The 19,502-nt window shown below is 65.9% G+C and carries 18 protein-coding genes, 1 tRNA gene and 1 pseudogene; 10 read left to right on the top strand and 10 right to left on the bottom strand.

Annotated elements, in window-relative coordinates; genetic code table 11:
* Nucleotide 1: 1 nt before the first annotated feature.
* From eutB to LL06_RS04405, 7 genes are all read right to left on the bottom strand, one after another.
* Complete coding sequence (eutB, locus tag LL06_RS04435; RefSeq protein WP_035522775.1) at nucleotides 2-1,006, bottom strand: hydroxyectoine utilization dehydratase EutB; 1,005 nt, start codon at nucleotides 1,004-1,006, stop codon at nucleotides 2-4.
* Nucleotides 1,003-1,800 (bottom strand): aspartate/glutamate racemase family protein, encoded by a 798-nt coding sequence (locus tag LL06_RS04430; RefSeq protein WP_052161206.1) that lies wholly within the window; start codon nucleotides 1,798-1,800, stop codon nucleotides 1,003-1,005. The genes eutB and LL06_RS04430 overlap by 4 nt, the downstream gene beginning before the upstream one ends.
* A gap of 53 nt (nucleotides 1,801-1,853) precedes the next feature.
* Entirely contained in the window at nucleotides 1,854-2,291 is a 438-nt protein-coding gene (locus tag LL06_RS04425; RefSeq protein WP_035522772.1) for a universal stress protein, read from the bottom strand.
* A gap of 12 nt (nucleotides 2,292-2,303) precedes the next feature.
* A complete protein-coding gene (locus LL06_RS04420) occupies nucleotides 2,304-3,587 on the bottom strand; it encodes a TRAP transporter large permease (protein WP_035522770.1) in 1,284 nt (427 codons plus the stop codon).
* Between the two features lie 12 nt (nucleotides 3,588-3,599).
* Nucleotides 3,600-4,178: a TRAP transporter small permease gene (locus LL06_RS04415; RefSeq protein ID WP_244447049.1), complete on the bottom strand. Its 579-nt coding sequence runs from the start codon at nucleotides 4,176-4,178 to the stop codon at nucleotides 3,600-3,602.
* Nucleotides 4,179-4,265: 87 nt separating this feature from the next.
* Nucleotides 4,266-5,285: a TRAP transporter substrate-binding protein DctP gene (gene dctP, locus LL06_RS04410; RefSeq protein WP_035522767.1), complete on the bottom strand. Its 1,020-nt coding sequence runs from the start codon at nucleotides 5,283-5,285 to the stop codon at nucleotides 4,266-4,268.
* 346 nt (nucleotides 5,286-5,631) lie between these two features.
* Entirely contained in the window at nucleotides 5,632-7,020 is a 1,389-nt protein-coding gene (locus tag LL06_RS04405; protein WP_035522764.1) for a PLP-dependent aminotransferase family protein, read from the bottom strand.
* A 65-nt stretch (nucleotides 7,021-7,085) separates the two neighbouring features.
* On the opposite strand from LL06_RS04405, the gene LL06_RS04400 reads away from it, so the two are divergent.
* The 3 genes from LL06_RS04400 to LL06_RS04390 all read left to right on the top strand — a co-directional run bounded on the left by LL06_RS04400 (nucleotide 7,086) and on the right by LL06_RS04390 (nucleotide 10,581).
* Nucleotides 7,086-7,586, top strand: a complete 501-nt coding sequence (locus tag LL06_RS04400) for an Lrp/AsnC family transcriptional regulator (protein ID WP_035522761.1) — start codon at nucleotides 7,086-7,088, stop codon at nucleotides 7,584-7,586.
* An 88-nt stretch (nucleotides 7,587-7,674) separates the two neighbouring features.
* Nucleotides 7,675-9,186, top strand: a complete 1,512-nt coding sequence (locus LL06_RS04395) for an NAD-dependent succinate-semialdehyde dehydrogenase (RefSeq protein ID WP_081963650.1) — start codon at nucleotides 7,675-7,677, stop codon at nucleotides 9,184-9,186.
* 24 nt (nucleotides 9,187-9,210) lie between these two features.
* Entirely contained in the window at nucleotides 9,211-10,581 is a 1,371-nt protein-coding gene (locus LL06_RS04390) for an aspartate aminotransferase family protein (protein ID WP_035522758.1), read from the top strand.
* 164 nt (nucleotides 10,582-10,745) lie between these two features.
* Here LL06_RS04390 and LL06_RS04385 read toward each other — a convergent pair whose 3' ends face one another.
* Nucleotides 10,746-11,090, bottom strand: a complete 345-nt coding sequence (locus tag LL06_RS04385; protein ID WP_035522755.1) for a DUF423 domain-containing protein — start codon at nucleotides 11,088-11,090, stop codon at nucleotides 10,746-10,748.
* 422 nt (nucleotides 11,091-11,512) lie between these two features.
* Here LL06_RS04385 and LL06_RS04380 point away from each other — a divergent pair, with 422 nt between their 5' ends.
* The 6 genes from LL06_RS04380 (at nucleotide 11,513) to LL06_RS04355 (ending at nucleotide 17,515) form a co-directional block, all read left to right on the top strand.
* Nucleotides 11,513-12,589 (top strand): ABC transporter ATP-binding protein, encoded by a 1,077-nt coding sequence (locus LL06_RS04380; protein ID WP_035522752.1) that lies wholly within the window; start codon nucleotides 11,513-11,515, stop codon nucleotides 12,587-12,589.
* 9 nt (nucleotides 12,590-12,598) lie between these two features.
* On the top strand, nucleotides 12,599-13,669 hold the full coding sequence (locus LL06_RS04375) for an ABC transporter ATP-binding protein (RefSeq protein ID WP_035522749.1): 1,071 nt from the start codon (nucleotides 12,599-12,601) through the stop codon (nucleotides 13,667-13,669).
* Between the two features lies 1 nt (nucleotide 13,670).
* Nucleotides 13,671-14,537: a sugar ABC transporter permease gene (locus LL06_RS04370; RefSeq protein WP_035522746.1), complete on the top strand. Its 867-nt coding sequence runs from the start codon at nucleotides 13,671-13,673 to the stop codon at nucleotides 14,535-14,537.
* 69 nt (nucleotides 14,538-14,606) lie between these two features.
* Complete coding sequence (locus LL06_RS04365; RefSeq protein WP_035522886.1) at nucleotides 14,607-15,437, top strand: carbohydrate ABC transporter permease; 831 nt, start codon at nucleotides 14,607-14,609, stop codon at nucleotides 15,435-15,437.
* An 11-nt stretch (nucleotides 15,438-15,448) separates the two neighbouring features.
* Complete coding sequence (locus LL06_RS04360) at nucleotides 15,449-15,730, top strand: DUF2160 domain-containing protein (protein WP_035522743.1); 282 nt, start codon at nucleotides 15,449-15,451, stop codon at nucleotides 15,728-15,730.
* A 63-nt stretch (nucleotides 15,731-15,793) separates the two neighbouring features.
* A complete protein-coding gene (locus LL06_RS04355) occupies nucleotides 15,794-17,515 on the top strand; it encodes an ABC transporter substrate-binding protein (RefSeq protein WP_035522741.1) in 1,722 nt (573 codons plus the stop codon).
* 144 nt (nucleotides 17,516-17,659) lie between these two features.
* On the opposite strand, the gene LL06_RS04350 is transcribed toward LL06_RS04355, so the two are convergent.
* Nucleotides 17,660-17,735 (bottom strand) — tRNA-Thr (locus LL06_RS04350).
* A gap of 113 nt (nucleotides 17,736-17,848) precedes the next feature.
* Nucleotides 17,849-18,808, bottom strand: coding sequence for a nitronate monooxygenase family protein (locus LL06_RS04345; protein WP_035522739.1), 960 nt, complete (start codon nucleotides 18,806-18,808; stop codon nucleotides 17,849-17,851).
* A gap of 258 nt (nucleotides 18,809-19,066) precedes the next feature.
* Here LL06_RS04345 and LL06_RS04340 point away from each other — a divergent pair.
* Nucleotides 19,067-19,502 (top strand): annotated as a pseudogene (locus LL06_RS04340) (hypothetical protein); the annotation flags it as partial.

Here is a 19,502-nt window from a genome sequence, read left to right as displayed (position 1 = left end):
GTCAGGCCGCCTCTTTCGTCACGTCGACGTCTTCGCCGGAGATGATGCGGAAGTGCTGGGTCATGTCGATGTTGCCGCCGCTGAGGACGGAGACGACCGGACCGGCGCTCGTGATCCGGCCCGCAAGCAGGGCGGCGACGCCGACCGCGCCTGATCCCTCGACGATCTGGCGCTCCTGCCAGTAGAGGTGGCGGATGGCCTGGGCGATCTCCGCCTCGCTCACCAGCACCACCTCGTCGACCAGGTCGCGGGTCATGGCGAAGGTGAGCCTGTTGTTGAGCCCGATACCGCCGCCGAGCGAATCCGCCAGCGTCGCCAGTTCTTCGACAGGAACCGGCCTGCCGGCCTTGAGACACTCATGCATCGCCGCCCCGCGCTCCATCGAGACGCCGATCACCCTTATGTCGGGGCGGCGCGCCTTGAGCGCGGCGGCGACGCCGGAGATCAGCCCGCCGCCCGATAGCGGCACCAAAACGGTCGCCACATCGGGAACCTGCTCGAGGAGTTCGAGGCCGAGCGTGCCCTGGCCGGCGATGACGGCGCGGTGGTCGAAGGGCGGGATCATGGTCAGTCCTTCCTCGGACACCAGCCGGTCGACCTCCTCCTGCGCCTCGTCCTGGGACCGGCCGATGATGCGCACCTCGGCGCCCTGCGCCCGGATGCCGTCGATCTTGGCCTGGGGCACCAGCTTCGACATGCAGATGATGCACCGCGCGCCCGCGGCCCTGGCGGCATAGGCGAGGCCTCGGCCGTGATTGCCGGTCGAGGCGGCGACGACGCCGCGGCTGCATTCTTCCCCGGACAGGTTCGCCACCGCATTGCTCGCGCCGCGCAGCTTGAAGCTGCCGGTCACCTGGGTGTGCTCGAGCTTGAGATGCACCGGCTGGCCGAGCATCTCCGAGAGCTGCGGCGACTCCGCAACCGGCGTCACCCTCACGGTGCCGGCGATCGCGGCCCGCGCCTGCTCGATCTCGTCAAGCCCGACGAAGGGATCCGTCCTGCTCATGCCGCCTCCCCGACCGTCTCGGCGGGCAGCGCGCAGTCGAACAACCGCCCGAAGGCTGCGGGCCGGTGATCATCAAAACCGGCCAGCCGCGCCATCGCCCAGGCGCTGGCCTGGTTGGAGGTGACCACCGGCTTGCCGGCGCGCCGCTCGATCTCGGCGATGACATTGATCGCCGGCAGGCCGGTGCAGGAGAGGAACAGCGCCTCGGCGTCGGGCCTGTCGACCGCGAGCGCCGCGTCGATGATGGTCGCGTCGCTGACCCGCGCCATGTCGCGGTCATCCTCGAGGCCGAGGCAGTCGAAGCTCGTGATCTCCAGGCCGTGGCCCAGGAAATACTCGGCCATCGGCTGGCTGGTGGCGATGGTGTAGGGCGTCAGCACCGCGATCCGTCGCGCGCCCAGCGCCGAAAACGCCCTGCGCGCGGCGCCGGCCGGCGTGACCACCGGCACCGGGCCGACGGAGAGCTGGATCGCATCGGTGACCGCGGCGTCGCCGATGACCACGGAGGCCGCGGTGCAACTGTAGCAGATCGCCTTGAGCGGGCTGAGCGGCGCGAGCAGGCCTGCCGCCTCGCTCAGCCGCGGCGTCATCAGGCGCAGATTGTCCGGCGTCGTCGGGTTCTCGAAGGCCACGCGGGTGACATGGATGGCGACATTGGCCTCGGGAAGCTGCCGGTAAAGGTCGCGCTCGCTGGTCATGTCGGTGGCGAGCGCAATCAGCCCGAACCGCGCGGTGGCGCTCCTGTCATTGAAGCGGACCGGCTGCCCCGATAGCGAGACCATGTCTGTGTTCATGCGACGACTCCCTGGTGTTCGAGGTTCTCTTCAATCCGGCCCTGTCGATCCCGTCAGACGACCATCACCGGGATCTTGGCGAGGCTCGTGACCTTGTGCGAGACGCTGCCGAGCAGGAAGCCCTGCACGTCGCCCTGGCCGCGGCTGCCGACGACGATCAGGTCCGCCTTGTGCTCCTCGGCGAACTTGACGATCATGCGGGCCGGCTGGCCGCCCTTGACGAAGGCGCGCACCTTGGCAGCGCCGGTCTCTGCCGCGATCTTCTTGGCCTCCTCGGCCACTTCCTTGGCGTAGCCGCGCATGGCGTCGTCGATGTTGTCCGGCTCGTCCCGGCGCACCATCGACATCGAGGCCTCGAGCAGCGAATGGTGCCGGAACACCGTCAGGATCAGCAGTTCGCCGTCGCAGGTCTGCTGCAGCCTGGACGCCAGGATCAGCGCCTTCTTGGAGCCCTCGGAGCCGTCGACCGCGACCAGGATTCGTTCAAACATGGTTATCCTCCGTTACCGGAACGCCAGATCGCGCAGGAACAGGGCGATCTGCGGGAAGTAGATGAGGGCGACCGAGACGCACAGCAGGATCACCGTGAACGGGAAGATGCCGCGGATGACCTCGATATAGGGCCGCTTGAAGATGGCGATCGCCGTGAAGATGTCGCAGCCGAAGGGCGGCGTCGCCGAGCCGATCGCCACCTGCAGCGTGATGACGGTGCCGACCAGCACCGGGTCGAGCCCGACCGAATCCACCACCGGCGCGAAGATCGGCACCAGGATCAGGATGACCACGATCGGATCGACGAACATGCAGCCGATGAAGAAGGCGATCGAAATCACCGCCAGCACGCCCTTGGGCCCCATGTCGGCGACGCCGACGGCGGCGAGGATTTCCTGGGGGATCTGGGCAAAGGAGATGACCCAGGAAAAGGCCGCGCCCGCGGCGACGAGAATGAACACCACGGCGGTGATCAGCCCGGTCGACTTGGCGATGCGGTAGATATCGGGAAGGTTGAGGGAGCGGAAGACGAGGAACTCCAGGATGATCGCGTAGAGCACGCAGGCCGCGGCGGCTTCGGTCGGGCTGAACACGCCGCCATAGATGCCGCCGACGATGATCACCGGAAAGCCGAGCGGCCAGATCGCCTGCCTGACGGCTTGGCCGCGCTCGGCCCAGCTTGCCTTGGGTTCGGTGGGCACGCCCATGACCGAGGCGTAGATCATGCTGTAGGCCGAAAACAGCACCATCAGCAGCAGTCCGGGACCGATGCCGGCAATGAACAGTTCCGAAATCGAGGTGCTGGAAATCACGCCGTAGATGATCATGCCGATCGAGGGCGGGATCAGGAAGGCGATGTCCGAGGCGTTGATGATCAGCGCCATGATGAAGGAGTCCTTGTAGCCCGCCTTCAGCATCCGCGGCCTCAGCGGCGAGCCGACGGCGACCACCGTGGCCTGGGTCGATCCGGACACCGCGCCGAACAGGGTGCAGGCCGTCACGGTGGAGACGGCGAGCCCGCCCTTGATGTGGCCCACGAACTTCATCACCATGTCGATCAGCCGGTCGGCCGACTGGCCGCGGGTCATGATGTCGGCGGCGAGGATGAACATCGGCACCGCGATCAGCGACGCCGGGCGGATACCCGCCATCATCTGCTGGACCATGAAGTCCATCTTGCCGATGTCGCCGAACATGAAGACAAAGCCGACAAAGGTGGCGACAAGCAACGGAATCATCATCGGGAAGCCGAGCAGCAGCAAAACGATCATGATGAGGAAAATGGTCAGCGCCATGGTCGTCGCCCCTCAGATCTCGAGTTCGTCGTTGTCGTATCCCTCGAGAACGCGCGTCGACAGGTAGATGTCCTTTTCGACCAGGTTCTTGATGGCGGTGAGCGCGTATTGAAGGCCGGTCATGAAGAAGCCGATCGGCACCCACAGGAAGATCCAGTAGACAGGCACCTGCAGCGAGGGCAGCACGCGGCCCGAGGTCGCCACCTTGGTGATGTAGCCGATCGAGAAATAGCACAGCCCGAACATCGCCAGCGCGGTCACGGCGGCGATCACCACCATGAAGGCCTTGCGCGCGGGCGGCGGCATCGCGTCGTAGATCGCCGACATGCGGATGTGCCGGCCCTGGCGGGCGGCATAGCTGATGCCGGCGAACGTGATCAGGATGATGAGGATGCGGTTGAGCTCCTCGGAAAAGAACAGGCTGTTCTGGAACACGAACCGCCCGACGACATTGGCGATGGTGTTGAGCGCCATCAGCAGCACGCCGGCGGCGAGCAGCACCGATTCCACCCGGCTCACGGCGGTGTCGATCGTCCCCAGCAGTCCCGGAAGCGACGATTCATGCGGATTACTGGCCTTTGGCTCGTCCAAGATCGCCTCCCGGCTGTTGGCTGAGGGAACCGGAGGCCATGGATCCATGGCCTCCGGCGGTCTCAAGACCTGCGAAGCAGGGCAGGATCAGTTCTTGGTGGCTTCGAGGTCAGCCTTCAACTGTTCGAGAATGGCCTTGCCGCTGTCGCCGGTCATCTCGATGAAGGTCTTCTCGACGTCGGCGGCAGCCTCCTTGAAGCAGGAGCGCTCTTCTTCCGAAAGCACCGTCACGGTCATTTCCGGCTTGGCTTCCATGATCTTCTTGAGCTCGCTGTCGGCCAGGCCCTTCTGGTATTCGACGATGTAGTCGAAGGCGGAAGCCGCGGCGTCCTCGACCACCTTCTTGTCGGCGTCGGACAGGCCGTCATAGAAGTCCTTGTTTGCCATCACGGCGGTCGTGAAGTTGTTGTGGCCGGTGTAGGTGATGTAGTCGGTCACCTCGTAGAGCCCGGTCGAGTACAGGAAGAAGGTCGGGTTCTCCTGGCCCTGGATGATGTTGGTCTGCAGGCCGCCATAGACCTCGCCCCAGGGCAGCGGCGTCGGCGTCGCGCCGAAGGCCTTGTAGGATTCCACCAGCAGCGGGTTGGTCATGACGCGGAACTTGACCTCGTTGAGATCCTCGCAGCTCCGGACCGGCTCCTTGGTGGTCATCGCCACCTCGCCTTCGGGGAACATCACCAGAAGCTCGAGGCCCTGCTCGGCGTAGAGACCCTCGAAATCCTCGTTGATGGCCTTGCTCTCCTTGAAGAAGCGGGCGAGGTGCTCCTGGTCGGTGGGCAGCAGATAGGGCACGAAGAAGACCTGGGCTTCCGGGATCAGCGCGCCGGTGAAGCCGGGCGACTGGTCGACGAACTGCAGGATGCCGGCCTGGGCCTGCTCCATGATGTCGGCCGATTCGCCGAGCGTGCCATAGGGGAAGAGCTGGATCGTGTGGTCGGAATTGGCCTCGACGGCCTCCTTGAACTTGGTGGCGTAGACGCCCTGGACCTCGGTCAGCGATTCCTCAAAAGCGTATTTCCAACTCTCTGCCTGCGCGGCCATCGTGCCGGCAGCCAGGAGCGCCGCGGTGGCGGCGCCTGCGAAAAACGTGCGGGTAATGGATTTCATATCTGGTTCCTCTCGTTTTTATTTGTCTGAAGTGTTCGGTGTCCGGCCGGACGGCCGGCGGAAAATGACGCGGGCCGCTCAGGCGCGGCCGCCCCTCACATCGCAATGCATCCGGCACAGTTTCTGCCGCCGGCGCCTTTCCAACGTCCTTGATGTGACTTTTGTTCCTTCCCCTGTTTTATTGTTATGATTTACTCAAATTGAAACAAGGACAATCAAGAGTCAATGCGCTTATTTAAATCATGACACTTTTCAGGGACGGACAGGATCGCCGTCGCGCGGGGCAGCGCGGCGATATCCCCCGGGCGGAGACTGCGCTTGCGGATGACCGGGAGTGAGCCTGCGGCTACAGGGTCAGCAGGGCGGGTTCGGGATTGCTGCGCGCGAGCCGCGCGATGATGGTCAGGCCGCGTTCCAGCGCCTGGACGGACTCGGCGCCCAGGCAGATGCGGACGCCCTGGCTGCGCACGGTCTGGGACATGTCGAAGGCCGAGCCCGGGGCGATCGCCACGCCGTTGAGCCTTGCATGGGCGACGAAGGCCTCCTCGGTCCAGGACCCCGGCATCGGCAGCCAGACATGCATGCCGTTCGCGCTCGCCAGGAACGGCAGGCCGGCCAGGACCCGGGCGGCGAGCCGGTTGCGCTCGCCGAGCGCCGCCTTCTGCCAGTCCAGCAGGCGCTCCGCCGTGCCGTCCTCGATCCAGCGGCTGCCGATCTCGGCCATCAGCGGCGTGGCCATCCAGTTGGTGACCAGGTGCCGGTTGGCGGCCGCCGATTCGAAGGCCAGCGGCATGGTCAGGTAGCCGAAGCGCAAGCCCGGCATGATGCATTTGGTGAGGCTGGTGAAATAGAAGGTGCGCTCGGGCGCGATCGCCGCGATCGGCGCCGGCCTGTCGGGCTGCAGCGGCCCCCAGGCGTCGTTCTCGATGATCAGCACCTCGCGCCGCCGGGCGATCTCGACCAGTTCCGAGCGCCGTTCCGCCGACATCGTCAGGGCTTTCGGGTTGAGCCCCGCCGGCATCAGGTAGATCGCCTTGACCGACGCCTTCCGGCAGGCGGCAGCGAAGGCCGCCGGCACGATGCCCTCGGCGTCGACCTCGAGCCCCTGCACCCGCAGGCCCAGATAGCGCGACAGCGCCTTGAGCGTGTGGTGCCCCAGTTCCTCGGTCACGATCAGGTCGCCGGAACTCGCCGCCGTCATCAGCGCGATGGTCATCGCCGAGGTGTTGCCGTTGGTCATCAGCAGGCCCTGCGTGCCGGGAACCAGGCCGCACAGCGCCAGCCATTTCACTGCCGCGCCGTTGTATTTGCGCAAGGCGGTGGAGGGCCGGAAGGCGGACACGGTGGAGGCCGGCAGATCGGCGCCGAGCCGCGTCAGCGCGCGCCGCATTTCCTTCAGGTGCAGCGGCTCGAACACCGGCATCAGGATCGAGAAGTCGATGAACTCCTCGTTCTGGCTGTCGGGCACATAGGGCGGCCGCGTGTCGCTGCGGCCGCCGCGCACGAAGGTGCCGCGCCCGACCTCGCCGGCGATGACGCCGCGCCGGATCAGCTCCTCATAGGCCCGGCTCACCGTCTGCACGCTGAGCCCCAGGTCGGTCGCCAGATTGCGATGGGTCGGCAGCCGGTCGCCGCTGCGCAACTCCCCCGCTTCGACGGCCCGGACCAGCGCGTCGGCGAGGGATTTATAGGCGGGGCGGAGAAGGTCTTCTGATTTGGGAGGCCAGATTGTCATGATTTATTGATGACCCCAAACCGGGAAATTGACAACCCCCCCGTGCTGGCTCAAAAGTCGCCGGCATGGCCCCGATCAAGCTCGACGACCGCGATATCAAGATTCTGGCAATCCTGTCGCGGGAGGGCCGGATCTCCAAATCCGAGCTCGCCAAGCGGGTCAATCTGAGCGCCACGCCCTGCTGGGAACGGCTGAGCCGGCTGGAGAAGGCCGGCATCATCTCCGGCTACCAGGCCTCGATCGAACTCAGGCATATCGCCCCGCAGGTGACGGTGTTCGTCATGGCGGAACTCGACAACCACCGGGCGGCGACCTTCCAGGCCTTCGAGCAGGCGGTCGCCCATTACGACGAGATCCTGTCCTGCTGGGCGCTGGGCGGCGGCTTCGACTACCTCATGCAGATCGTCACCCGCGACATCGACAGCTACCAGCGGCTGATCGACGACCTGCTGGCGCGCCGGGCCGGGCTCGCACGCTATTTCACCTATATCGTCACCAAGCCGGTCAAACAGTCGGCGACGCCGCCCTTCGACATCCTGATGGGGCTGGATCCGGAGACGGACTGACGCCCTGGCGCCAGAAATTCGGAGGAACTCTCTCCGGGGCGGCGGCGCATCAGAGGATTCCTCTGCCTCCCGTCGGTTAGCATCGGGCATGGCACAGTCAATCAATCCCTCCCCAGGCTCCTCCGGGACCTCCCGCTTCGCCGCGACGCCGCTCGGTCTTTCCGATCCGGCGCTGTTTCGCGGATTCTCCTATATCGGCGGCCGCTGGACGGCCGGCGCGAAATCGAAGACCTTCGCCGTCTCCAATCCGGCCGACGGCAGCCATCTGGGCGATGTCGCCAGCCTGTCGGCGGACGACAGCCGGCTCGCCGTCGATGCCGCGCAGCAGGCATTCGGCGTCTGGTCGAAGCTTCTGCCGCAGCAGCGCTCGAAGATCCTCAGGCGCTGGTTCGAGCTGATGCTCGAGCACGCGGACGACCTGGCGCGGATCATGGTGCTGGAACAGGGCAAGCCGGTCTCCGAAGCGCGCGGCGAGATCGACTACGCCGCCTCCTTCATCGAGTTCTTCGCCGAGGAGGCCCGGCGGCCCAACATCGAGAGCGTCACCTCGCATCTGCCCGACGCCGAGGTCGAGGTCTGGCGCGAGCCGGTGGGCGTCGCAGCCCTGATCACGCCGTGGAACTTTCCCTCCGCCATGCTCACCCGCAAGGCCGCCGCGGCGCTCGCCGCCGGCTGCACCGTCGTCGCCCACCCTTCCGCCGAGACACCCTATTCGGCGCTGGCGTTGGCCGAACTCGCCGAGCGCGCCGGATTTCCGGCGGGCGCCTTCAACGTCGTCACCGGCGTGGCCGCGACCGTGGTCGCGCCGTGGATGGAAGACCGGCGCGTGCGCGCCGTCTCCTTCACCGGCTCCACCGAGATCGGTCGGTTGCTCTATCGCCAGAGCGCCGACACGGTGAAACGGCTGGTGCTGGAACTGGGCGGCCACGCGCCGTTCATCCTCTTCGCCGACGCCGATCTCGACCAGGCCGTCGAAGAGGCGGTCAAGGCCAAGTTCGCCACCTCCGGACAGGACTGCCTCGGCGCCAACCGGTTCCTGGTCGAGCGCTCCGTCTATGACGCCTTCTGCGCCGCCTTCACCCAGGCCACGGCGAAGCTGTCGGTCGGGGTCGGCATGGACGACCCCGACATCGGCCCGCTGATGAACGAGAAGGCGGTGGCCAAGCAGGAGGAACATGTGCGCGACGCGCTCGCCAAGGGCGCACGGCTCTTGACCGGCGGCAAGCGGCACGCGGCCGGCCCGCTGTTCTTCGAGCCCACCGCGCTCGCCGACGTGCCCGCCGATGCGGCGATCATGCATGAGGAGACCTTCGGGCCGGTGGCGGCGATCGCCGCCTTCGACACGGAAGAGGAAGCGCTGACACGCGCCAACGACACCGAGTACGGGCTGGTGGCCTATCTGCACACCCAGGACCCGCGCCGCATCTACCGCGCCAGCCGGGCGCTGCAGTTTGGCATGGTGGCGGTCAACCGCACCAAGGTCACCGGCGCGCCGATCCCCTTCGGCGGCATGAAGCAATCGGGCCTCGAACGCGAAGGCTCCCGCCTCGGCATGGAAGCCTTCACCGAAGTCAAATATGTATGCCGCGACTGGGCATGACGAATTTTCAAAAAGGACAGACCAATGTTGCGCAATGATCAGCTAGACCAATGGGATCACGATCACTTTTTCCATCCCTCGACCCATCTCGCCCAGTTTGCCCGCGGCGAGATCAAGAACCGCATCGTCACCGGCGGCGACGGCGTCCACATCACCGACCGCGAGGGCAATCGCCTGCTTGACGCCTTCGCCGGGCTCTACTGCGTCAATATCGGCTATGGCCGCCAGGAAGTGGCGGAAGCCATCGCCGCCCAGGCGAAGGAGCTCGCCTATTACCACTCCTATGTCGGCCACGGCACCGAAGCCTCGGTGACGCTCGCCAAGATGGTCATCGACCGGGCTCCGGAGAACATGAGCCGGGTCTATTTCGGCCTCTCGGGCTCGGACGCCAACGAGACCAATGTCAAGCTGATCTGGTACTACAACAACATTCTGGGACGGCCGGAGAAGAAGAAGATCATCTCGCGCTGGCGCGGCTATCACGGCTCGGGCCTGATGACCGGCTCGCTCACCGGCCTCGAGCTGTTCCACAAGAAGTTCGACCTGCCGCTCAGCCAGGTGCTGCACACCGAGGCGCCCTATTACTACCGCCGCGCTGATCTCGCGCAGTCGGAAGCGCAATTCGTCGACCATTGCGTGAGCGAGCTCGAAGCCATGATCGAGCGCGAGGGCGCCCATACCATCGCCGCCTTCATCGGCGAGCCGGTGCTGGGCACCGGCGGCATCGTGCCGCCGCCCGCGGGCTACTGGGCGGCGATCCAGAAGGTGCTCAAGAAGCACGACATCCTTCTGGTCGCCGACGAGGTGGTGACCGGCTTCGGGCGTCTCGGCACCATGATGGGCTCGACCCATTACGGCATCGAACCCGACATCATCACCATCGCCAAGGGCCTGACCTCGGCCTATGCGCCGCTGTCGGGATCGATCATCTCGAAGAATGTCTGGAAGGTTCTGGAACAGGGCACCGACGAATATGGCGCGATCGGCCATGGCTGGACCTATTCCGCCCACCCAATCGGCGCCGCCGCCGGCGTCGCCAATCTCAAGGTCATTGACGACCTGGGCCTCGTCAAGAATGCCGGCGAGATTGGCGCCTATCTCAACAAGTCCATGAAGGACGCCGTGGGCGGCCACACCCATGTGGGCGACGTGCGCGGCGAAGGCATGCTCTGCGCCGTCGAACTGGTCGAGGACCGGGACAACCGGGTGTATTTCGACCCGGCGAAAAAGACCGGCCCGGCGATTGCCGCCGCCCTGCTCAAGCGCAGCGTCATCGCCCGCGCCATGCCGCAGGGCGACATCATCGGCTTCGCCCCGCCGCTGTGCCTCAGCCGCGAGGAAGCCGACACCGTGGTCTCGGCCATGGCGGAGGCCGTCAAGGAAGTGCTGGGCTGAAGACAGGCGCCGCGCGCCGCAAGGTCAGAGACCCATGGAGGTCGGGGTCGAGAGATCCGGGCCTCTTTGAGTTTCTGGGCGGCGATGAAGCCCGAAGGCGGGTTGCCGCGCACCTTGGCACCCCGGTGCTTGCCGCCCCAAAGGCTCGCCCTAGGCTGACCTTCTCAGCGGGACCTCGCGCCGAATGCCGAGGCTGCGATCACCAGCCAGCCGAGCATCATGGCGATGCCGCCGGCAGGCGCCGCCATCGGAAACAGCCGCGTGCCGGCAAAATGCCTGAGCAGCAGGTCGCCGCAAAACAGCGCGAGACCCAGGCCCAGAATGCCGCCACCCGCGCTGCGCAGCCGGTTGGGGTTTGCATGAAGGCCCAAGGCCACGAACAGCGGCGCATGGAACAACAGGAATTGCGCGGCGGTGGCGACGGTGTCGCCGCCTGCATGGGCGCCATAGGCGGACAGGCCGACGCCCGCAGCACCGATCAGGCCACCTGCAAGAATGAAAAGGGTCATGGCGGATCGTCTCCGGGTTTCACGCGGCCATGCCTATCAGCGCTTCCCGGATCCCGCGAGCCCTTTCCTCCTCTCCGCGACAAAACATCCGCGGGACCATCGTCCCACCCGGATCGAGCCCCAATGGCTTCAACCTCGGCCCTCCTGGCCGCGGCCGTCCGGCCGTGAAGCGGGCCTCCCGGGCCGAAGCCGGCTGCGCGCCCCTCCCCCGCGCCGCAACTTCCGGGCGCAGGGAAATCCGCCAAGCGATCCCTATATTAGAGTTTCGTTTATATTCGTTTGACATTCAATTAAGGTTCCTTTTAATTCTTAACGAAATCGGGGACGCAGGTGATAGACTTACCTGCGGCGGGTTCGCGCGACGGCTGGCCGGTGCGACGGATCCGCAATCTGGAGGCGAGGCTTGGGAGGGCTTCTTCTACATGCTGGAACTGGACACTGTCTCCAAGGTTTCCAACGGAGAAGCACACATCAGTGATGTTTCGCTGCGGTTGGAAAGCGGGTCGCTGAACGTGCTTCTGGGCCCGACATTGTCGGGCAAGACCAGCCTGATGCGGATCATGGCGGGCCTCGACCGCCCGACTCGCGGACGGGTCCTGAGCGACGGCCGAGACGTGACCGGCGAGGCCGTGCAGAAACGCAACGTCGCCATGGTCTACCAGCAGTTCATCAATTATCCGGCGATGACGGTGTACGAGAACATCGCTTCGCCGCTCAGGATCGCCGGCGCCGACACAGCGACGATCGAGCGGGAGGTCGCCCGCGCCGCGGAGCTGCTCCGGCTCGGGCCCTACCTGCAGCGCACGCCGCTCAACCTGTCGGGCGGCCAGCAGCAGCGCACGGCGCTGGCGCGCGCCATCGTCAAGAAGGCCGGGCTGGTGCTGCTCGACGAGCCGCTGGCCAATCTCGACTACAAGCTGCGCGAGGAGCTGCGCGCCGAACTGCCGAAGATCTTCTCGGAGTCGGGCGCCATCTTCGTTTACGCCACGACCGAACCCTCCGAGGCGCTGCTGCTGGGCGGCAGGACGGCGACGCTGAGCCAGGGCCGCGTCACCCAGTTCGGCTCCACCATCGACGTCTTCCGCGAGCCGGTCGACCTCGTCACGGCGCAGACCTTCTCCGATCCGCCGATGAACCTCCTGCCGATGGAGAAGCGGCAGGGCCTTTTCGTCAAGCCAGGCATGCGCGACATCGCCGTGCCCGCGGGCCTGACGGAGCTGGCCGACGGCCCCTGCACGCTGGGCTTTCGCCCGCACAATCTCTCGCTCCGCCCGGCGCCGGGCACGACGCCGATCCCGGCCCGGGTGATGGTGACCGAGATCACCGGCTCGGAAAGCTATGTCCACCTCATCCACGAGGATCAGCGGTGGGTGATGCTGACCATGGGCATCCACGACATCGACGCCGACGAGGCGCTGGAGGTCCATCTCGACACGCAGCATCTGCTGGTGTTCGACCGCGACGGGCGCACGGTCCGCGCCCGGACCACGGGAGCGTGAGGAGCAGCCATGGCCCGCATTGACCTCGACCACATCCGCCACGCCTACCTGCCCAACCCGTCCCGCGACGAGGATTACGCGCTGCGCGAGGTGCATCACTCCTGGGAGGACGGCGGCGCCTACGCGCTGCTCGGGCCCTCGGGCTGCGGCAAGACCACGCTGCTCAACATCATTTCGGGCCTGCTCACGCCGTCCGAAGGCCGCATCCTGTTCGATGGCCGCGACGTCACCGGGCTGCAGCCGGAAGAGCGCAACATCGCCCAGGTGTTCCAGTTCCCCGTCGTCTACGACACCATGACGGTGGCCGACAATCTGGCCTTTCCGCTGAGGAACCGCGGCATGGCGGAGGCCGATGTCAAGGCCCGCGTGGCCGAGGTGCTGGAGATGATCGATCTCGGCGCAATCGCCCACCGCAAGGCGCGCGGGCTGACCGCCGATCTCAAGCAGAAGATCTCGCTCGGCCGCGGCCTGGTGCGCGCCGATGTCAACGCCATCCTGTTCGACGAGCCGCTGACGGTGATCGATCCGCACATGAAATGGCAGTTGCGCTCGCAGCTCAAGCTCCTGCACCGCCGCTTCGGCCACACCATGGTCTATGTCACCCACGACCAGACCGAGGCGCTGACATTCGCCGACAAGGTGGTGGTGATGTATGGCGGCGAGATCGTCCAGATCGGCACGCCGCAGGAGCTGTTCGAACGCCCGAGCCACACCTTCGTCGGCTATTTCATCGGCTCGCCCGGCATGAACGTGCTGCCGGTCGCCCTCGACGGCGCGCGGGCGCGGCTGGGCGCGCAGTCGATCGCGCTGCCGGGCGCGGCCGGCGCAACGGAGGGCAAGCGCACCGAGCTCGGCATCCGCCCCGAATTCATCCAGCTCGGAACCGCGGGCATGCCGGTCAGCATCCGCGCGGTGGAGGACATCGGCCGCCACAAGATCGTCCGCGCCGTGATCGAGGGCCATGAGCTGGCGATCGTGCTCGCCGAGGATTCCTCAGTGCCCGCCGATCCGCATGTCACCTTCGATCCCGCCGGAATCAACATCTACGCCGACGACTGGCGCGTGAAGCTGGGAGGCTAGAATGGACAAGAGCTGGAACAACAAGGCCTGGTTCATGGTGCTGCCGATGCTGCTGCTGGTGGCGTTCTCGGCCGTGATCCCGCTGATGACGGTGGTCAATTATTCGGTGCAGGACACTTTCGGCAACAACCAGTTCTTCTGGGCCGGCACCGCCTGGTTTTCCGACGTGCTGTCCTCGTCGCGCTTTCACGACGCGCTGTTGCGCAACCTCGCCTTCTCCGGGATCATCCTGCTGATCGAGGTGCCGCTCGGCATCTTCATCGCGCTCAACATGCCGCGCCGGGGGATCGGCGTGCCGTTCTGCCTGGTGTTCATGTCGCTGCCGCTGCTCATTCCGTGGAACGTGGTCGGCACCATCTGGCAGGTGTTCGGCCGCGTCGACATCGGCCTGCTCGGCTACACGCTCAACGGGCTCGGCGTCGACTACAATTACGTCAACGACCCCTTCGACGCCTGGGTGACGGTCCTCGTCATGGATGTCTGGCACTGGACCAGCCTGGTGGTGCTTTTGTGCTATGCCGGTCTGGTGTCGATCCCCGACGCCTATTACCAGGCGGCCAAGATCGACGGCGCCTCGCGGTTCTCGGTGTTCCGCTACATCCAGCTTCCGAAGATGAACCGGGTGCTGCTGATCGCCGTGCTGCTGCGCTTCATGGACTCCTTCATGATCTACACCGAGCCCTTCGTCGTCACCGGCGGCGGACCCGGCAACGCCACCACCTTCCTGTCGATCGACCTCGTCAAGACCGCCATCGGTCAGTTCGACCTCGGGCCGGCGGCGGCGATGAGCCTGATCTACTTCCTCATCATCCTGCTGCTGTCATGGGTGTTCTACACCGTGATGATCACCAACGACGCCAAGGGCTGAGGAGGAACCATGAGCCAGTCCGACACCCCCTCCGCCGCAGGGCTCACCACCGAAGGCGCCACCGCGGCCATGGCGCGGCGCACGCGCCGCTCCAACGCGGTCGCGCGCTTCTCCTTCCTGGTACCGCTGGTCTACATCATCCTCTTGATGCTGCCGATCTACTGGCTCATCAACATGAGCTTCAAGACCAACACCGAGATCCTCGGCGCCTTCTCGCTGTGGCCGCGCGACCCGACGATCGCCAATTACCGGGTCATCTTCACCGACCCGGCCTGGTACAACGGCTACCTCAATTCGATCATCTATGTGGTGATGAACATGGTGATCTCGGTGGCCGTAGCGCTGCCCGCGGCCTATGCCTTCTCGCGCTACCGGTTCCTGGGCGACAAGCACCTGTTCTTCTGGCTGCTGACCAACCGCATGGCGCCGCCGGCGGTGTTCGCGCTGCCGTTCTTCCAGCTCTATTCCGCCTTCGGGCTGATCGACACCCATATTGCGGTCGCCATCGCCCACTGCCTGTTCAACGTTCCGCTGGCGGTGTGGATCCTCGAGGGCTTCATGTCCGGCGTACCCAAGGAGATCGACGAGACCGCCTATATCGACGGCTACTCGTTCCCCAAATTCTTCGTCAAGATCTTCATGCCGCTGATCGCGAGCGGCATCGGCGTGGCGGCGTTCTTCTGCTTCATGTTCTCCTGGGTCGAGCTCTTGATCGCCCGCACGCTGACGGTGACCGACGCCAAGCCGATCGCCGCCACCATGACCCGCACGGTCTCGGCGTCGGGGCTCGACTGGGGCGTGCTGGCGGCCGCCGGCGTGCTGACCATCATCCCCGGCGCGCTGGTCATCTGGTTCGTCCGCAACTACATCGCCAAGGGCTTTGCCCTGGGCCGGGTCTGAGGAGGCGCGTGATGGATCTTTCCTGGATGGCCTGGACCGGCCCGACCGCCATCTTCTTCCTCGTCATCTTCCTGCTGCTCGTCGGCATGGGGGTCTGGGAGTATTTTTCGCCCGGCGGTTCGCCGCGGGTCGGCATCCTGCGCTTTGAAACCACGCGCGGCGACCGTCTGTTCGTCTCGCTGCTCGGTTCGGCGTTCATCCATCTCGCCTGGCTCGGACTTGTCGGTCCGAACCTGTGGTGGGCTCTTGCCCTGTCCGTGGTCTACGCCATCGGCGTGTTCCGCTTCGTCTAGGGCTTGACTACCGGCCGCGGCAATACCGCCGCGACCGTTTTCGCAAGTCGGGAGGAAACTGCAATGCGGAAACATCTACTGCTCTCAACGGCGGCACTGGCGCTTGTCTTCAGCGCGGGCGCCGCGCATGCCGGCATGGACGAGGCCAAGAGCTTCCTCGACGCCGAAATCGGCGACATGTCGGTGCTCGACCGGGCGGCCCAGGAGGCCGAAATGCAATGGTTCGTCGACGCCGCCAAGCCGTTCGCCGGCATGGACATCAAGGTGGTATCGGAAACCATCACCACGCATGAATACGAATCCAAGGTGCTGGCGCCGGCGTTCACCGCGATCACCGGCATCAAGATCACCCACGACCTGATCGGCGAAGGCGACGTGGTCGAGAAGCTGCAGACGCAGATGCAGTCGGGCGAGAACATCTATGACGCCTATGTCAACGATTCCGACCTGATCGGCACCCACTGGCGCTACCAGCAGGCGCGCTCGCTGACCGACTGGATGGCCAATGAAGGCAAGGACGTCACCAATCCGGGCCTCGACCTCGAGGACTTCATCGGCCTGAAATTCACCACCGCGCCCGACGGCAAGCTCTACCAGCTTCCCGACCAGCAGTTCGCCAATCTCTACTGGTTCCGGTACGACTGGTTCAACGACGAGACCAACAAGGCCGATTTCAAGGCCAAATACGGCTACGATCTTGGCGTGCCGGTGAACTGGTCGGCCTACGAGGATATCGCCGAGTTCTTCACCGGCCGCGAGATCGACGGCAAGAAGGTCTATGGCCACATGGACTACGGCAAGAAGGATCCGTCGCTGGGCTGGCGCTTCACCGACGCCTGGCTGTCGATGGCCGGCAATGGCGACAAGGGCCTGCCCAACGGCCTTCCGGTCGACGAATGGGGCATCAAGGTCGACGAGAACTCGCGTCCGGTCGGCTCCTGCGTGGCCCGCGGCGGCGACACCAACGGCCCCGCCGCCGTCTATTCTATCCAGAAATATCTCGACTGGCTCAACGCCTATGCCCCGGCCGCGGCCCAGGGCATGACCTTCGGCGAATCCGGCCCGGTGCCGGCGCAGGGCGAGATCGCCCAGCAGATGTTCATGTACACCGCGTTCACCGCCGACATGGTCAAGCCCGGCCTGCCGGTGATGAACGAGGACGGGACGCCGAAATGGCGCTTCGCCCCGAGCCCGCACGGCGTCTACTGGAAGGACGGCATGAAGCTCGGCTACCAGGACGTGGGATCCTGGACGCTGCTCAAGTCGACGCCCGACGACCGCGCCAAGGCCGCCTGGCTCTACGCGCAGTTCGTCACCTCGAAGACCGTGGACGTGAAGAAGAGCCATGTCGGCCTGACGCTGATCCGCGAAAGCTCGATCCAGCACGATTCGTTCACCGAGCGGGCTCCCCAGCTCGGCGGCCTGATCGAGTTCTACCGCTCGCCGGCTCGCGTCCAGTGGTCGCCGACCGGCACCAACGTGCCTGACTATCCGAAGCTGGCGCAGCTCTGGTGGCAGGCAATCGGCGACGCCTCCTCGGGCGCCAAGACCGCCCAGGAAGCCATGGACTCGCTCTGCGAGGAGCAGGAAAAGGTTCTCGAGCGGCTCGAACGCGCCGGCGTGCAGGGCGACATCGGCCCGAAGCTGGCCGAAGAGCACGATCTGGAATACTGGAACGCCGACGCCGTCGCCAAGGGCAACCTCGCCCCGCAGCTCAAGATCGAGAACGAGAAAGAGCAGCCGATGACCGTCAACTACGACGAACTGGTCAAGAGCTGGCAGTAGGCCTGCCCCGTTCGCACGCGACAACACGACACGGATCGGGGCCTTCGGGCCCCGATCTGTTTGGGCGACGGCTGCATTGGCGCGACCGGGCCCACGCCCGGAGGCGCAGATCACCGGTTCAACCGGAATTCTCGAAGGGAAAAGTGGTGCCGCTTGCAGGACTCGAACCTGCGACCCCATCATTACGAATGATGTGCTCTACCACCTGAGCTAAAGCGGCGTACCGTTTCGCGCGGGGGCTCAAAGCCAGGCCGCACGCACGGGATGCTGGCAATTAGCCTGATTGCCGGCCGATTTCAAGCGACCATGCGCGCGCGCCCGGTTTTTTTGGGTCTACAGCGCCAGACGCGCCCGCGCCGCCTTGTATTCGCTCTCCAGCCGATCGACGAGATCGGAGACCGGGCCGATCTTCTTGACCGCGCCGATGCCCTGGCCGCAGCCCCAGATGTCTTTCCAGGCCTTGGCGCCCGAGGTGGCGCCGTCGAAGTTCATCTTCGACGGATCGGCTTCGGGCAGATTGTCGGGGTCGAGGCCGGAGGCGGCGATCGAGGGCTTGAGGTAATTGCCGGGAATGCCGGTGAAATAGTTCGAATAGACGATGTCCTTGGCGGTCGAATCGACGATCATCTGCTTGTAGGCGTCGACCGCGCGGGCTTCATTGGTGGCGATGAAGGGCGAGCCGATATAGGCCATATCGGCGCCCATCGCCTCGGCCGCCAGCACCGCGCCGCCGGTGGAGATCGAGCCGGACAGGAGCAGCGGGCCGTCGAACCATTCGCGGATTTCCTGGATGAGCGCAAAGGGCGAGAGCGGGCCGGCATGGCCGCCGGCGCCGGCGGCGACCGCGATCAGCCCGTCGGCGCCCTTGTTGATGGCCGAATGGGCGTGGCGGTTGTTGATGATGTCGTGCAGCACGATGCCGCCATAGGAATGGATCGCCGCATTGACCTCGGGCACCGCGCCGAGCGAGGAGATCACCACCGGCACCTTGTATTTGACGCACATGGTGAGATCGTGCTCGAGCCGCGTGTTGGAGCGGTGGACGATCTGGTTGACGGCGAAGGGGGCGGCCGGGCGGTCCGGGTTCTTGGCGTTGTGGTCGGCGAGGCCTTCGGTGATCTCCGCCAGCCATTCGTCGAGCTGCGCCTCGGGCCGTGCGTTGAGCGCCGGGAACGAGCCCATCACGCCCGCCTTGCACTGGGCCAGGACCAGCGGCGGATGCGAGATGATGAACAGGGGCGCGGCCACCACGGGAAGCCGGAAATTGTCCTTGAGGATGGCGGGAAGGGTCATGGGGCCTCGCAGGTCTCGGATGACGTTTACGCAAACGTCAATCCCCATAGCAGAGCCGGCCGGCGCTGAAAAGGCTGCGTCCTGCGCCGCCGGCGGCCTCCGCCCTGGGGCCTGCCTGCGCTGTGTGCTTGAGTTTTGCCGGGTTAGCGGATACGCAGATGAAAACCGCGGCGACCCGCGGCCGGCGGCGCCCGACCGCCGGAGCGCGAGATTGGCCCGTTGGCGTGGGCCCGACCGCGCGGGCATGGAGACAGACATTTGACCGGCATGGAAGCGGCTATTCGCGGGGCACTGGAGAAGGCGGGGATTCCCGGCGCGCAGGCGCGGCGACGGATCTATGATTCGGCCCGCGGCGCGCTCGACCGCAGCCTCGAGCGCCAGGGCATCGCCGATGCCCAGCAGATCGCCGAGCACCGGCGCCGGCTGGAGGTGCTGATCGCCGGCATCGAGGCGGAATGGACGCCGCCGGATGAGGCCGACGCGGTGTCCCCGGCAGAGCGACCCGATCCCTCTCCAGCCGCTCCGGTGGTTGCCCCTCCCTCGGTCGATCCGGAGCCGCGCGGGCCCGGACCGGTCGCCGCCCGCGGCCCAGCCGACCCCTCCTGGTCCGAACCGGCCTGGCCCGAAGCGGCGCCCCGCGCGCGCGCCGCCGGCATGGCCGCTCCTTCGGTGGACCCCCACGCGGCTGCGCCGC

The sequence above is a fragment of the Hoeflea sp. BAL378 genome (assembly GCF_000759435.1).
In the GTDB taxonomy this organism is placed as follows: domain Bacteria; phylum Pseudomonadota; class Alphaproteobacteria; order Rhizobiales; family Rhizobiaceae; genus Hoeflea.
The sequence above is the reverse complement of the archived record's forward strand: the minus strand, read 5'-3'. Positions and strand labels throughout refer to the sequence as shown.

Bases quoted from the DNA above. Each gene is read 5' to 3' on its own strand.
- eutB (WP_035522775.1), bottom strand. From the start codon at position 1,006: ATGAGCAGGACGGATCCCTTCGTCGGGCTTGACGAGATCGAGCAGGCG.
- LL06_RS04430 (WP_052161206.1), bottom strand. From the start codon at position 1,800: ATGAACACAGACATGGTCTCGCTATCGGGGCAGCCGGTCCGCTTCAAT.
- LL06_RS04425 (WP_035522772.1), bottom strand. From the start codon at position 2,291: ATGTTTGAACGAATCCTGGTCGCGGTCGACGGCTCCGAGGGCTCCAAG.
- LL06_RS04420 (WP_035522770.1), bottom strand. From the start codon at position 3,587: ATGGCGCTGACCATTTTCCTCATCATGATCGTTTTGCTGCTGCTCGGC.
- dctP (WP_035522767.1), bottom strand. From the start codon at position 5,285: ATGAAATCCATTACCCGCACGTTTTTCGCAGGCGCCGCCACCGCGGCG.
- LL06_RS04405 (WP_035522764.1), bottom strand. From the start codon at position 7,020: ATGACAATCTGGCCTCCCAAATCAGAAGACCTTCTCCGCCCCGCCTAT.
- LL06_RS04400 (WP_035522761.1), top strand. From the start codon at position 7,086: ATGGCCCCGATCAAGCTCGACGACCGCGATATCAAGATTCTGGCAATC.
- LL06_RS04395 (WP_081963650.1), top strand. From the start codon at position 7,675: ATGGCACAGTCAATCAATCCCTCCCCAGGCTCCTCCGGGACCTCCCGC.
- LL06_RS04390 (WP_035522758.1), top strand. From the start codon at position 9,211: ATGTTGCGCAATGATCAGCTAGACCAATGGGATCACGATCACTTTTTC.
- LL06_RS04385 (WP_035522755.1), bottom strand. From the start codon at position 11,090: ATGACCCTTTTCATTCTTGCAGGTGGCCTGATCGGTGCTGCGGGCGTC.
- LL06_RS04380 (WP_035522752.1), top strand. From the start codon at position 11,513: ATGCTGGAACTGGACACTGTCTCCAAGGTTTCCAACGGAGAAGCACAC.
- LL06_RS04375 (WP_035522749.1), top strand. From the start codon at position 12,599: ATGGCCCGCATTGACCTCGACCACATCCGCCACGCCTACCTGCCCAAC.
- LL06_RS04370 (WP_035522746.1), top strand. From the start codon at position 13,671: ATGGACAAGAGCTGGAACAACAAGGCCTGGTTCATGGTGCTGCCGATG.
- LL06_RS04365 (WP_035522886.1), top strand. From the start codon at position 14,607: ATGGCGCGGCGCACGCGCCGCTCCAACGCGGTCGCGCGCTTCTCCTTC.
- LL06_RS04360 (WP_035522743.1), top strand. From the start codon at position 15,449: ATGGATCTTTCCTGGATGGCCTGGACCGGCCCGACCGCCATCTTCTTC.
- LL06_RS04355 (WP_035522741.1), top strand. From the start codon at position 15,794: ATGCGGAAACATCTACTGCTCTCAACGGCGGCACTGGCGCTTGTCTTC.
- LL06_RS04345 (WP_035522739.1), bottom strand. From the start codon at position 18,808: ATGACCCTTCCCGCCATCCTCAAGGACAATTTCCGGCTTCCCGTGGTG.